Here is a 1,023-nt window from a genome sequence, read left to right as displayed (position 1 = left end):
CCGCGCCACGGCGCGGCCAGCAATCGACTCCAACGCACGACCGCCCATGTCCATCGACCAGTTTACATTCAGCCCCATCCCGCCCGAGGCCGAAGCCATTCGCGCCGAAGTGCGCGCCTTCCTGGGCGACGCGCTGGCGCATTACCCGCCCACCCGACGTGCCGAATCCTGGATGGGATTCGACGCCCAGTTCAGCCGGCGCCTGGGAGCGCGCGGCTGGATCGGCATGGCGCTGCCGAAACGCTATGGCGGCGCCGATGCGAGTCCGTTCACCCGCTATGTCGTGATCGAGGAGCTGCTCGCAGCCGGCGCGCCCGTGTCGGCGCACTGGTTCGCCGACCGCCAGAGCGGGCCGCAGATCCTGCACTACGGGACCGACGCCCAGAAGGAGTTCCACCTGCCCGCGATCTGCCGCGGCGAGCGCTTTTTCTGCATCGGCATGAGCGAGCCCAATTCCGGCTCGGACCTCGCCTCGATCAAGACCAATGCGCGCCGCGCCGGCGACAAATGGGTGGTCAACGGGCAGAAGGTGTGGACCACGAATGCCCATCGCTCGCACTACATGATCGCGCTGGTACGCACGGGCGTCGAGAGCAAGCGCAACGAGGGACTGTCCCAGTTCATCATAGACCTGTCGCTGCCCGGGATCACGATCCGCCCGATCAAGGACCTGACCGGGGCCACCCATTTCAACGAAGTCTTTTTCGACGACCTGACGCTCGATGCCGACGCTCTGATCGGCGTTGAGGGGCAAGGCTGGGCCCAGGTCACGGCCGAACTGGCATTCGAGCGCAGCGGGCCAGAGCGTTTCCTGAGTTCGATCGCGCTGCTGCATACGCTGATCGCCGAAATCGGCAGCGAGCCAGATGCATACCAGGCGCGCGAGATCGGACGCCTGACGGCGCGCCTGATCACGCTGCGCCAGATGTCGCTTGGGGTGACGGCCCAGCTGGCGGCGGGACGCAACCCGGCCTGGGAGGCGTCGGTCGTCAAGGAACTCGGCACCACCTTCGAGCAGGAGCT

General features: G+C 66.8%; 1 protein-coding gene. It reads left to right on the top strand.

Annotated features, from left to right (window positions below; translation table 11 throughout):
* Positions 1–46 precede the first annotated feature (46 nt).
* Positions 47–1,023 (top strand): acyl-CoA dehydrogenase family protein (locus ACFPOU_RS05185; protein ID WP_379717904.1); only part of this gene is annotated, 977 nt, incomplete at its 3' end.

This window comes from Massilia jejuensis (genome assembly GCF_042656795.1).
GTDB lineage: Bacteria > Pseudomonadota > Gammaproteobacteria > Burkholderiales > Burkholderiaceae_D > Telluria > Telluria jejuensis.
This window is presented reverse-complemented; position numbering and strand designations above follow the sequence as displayed.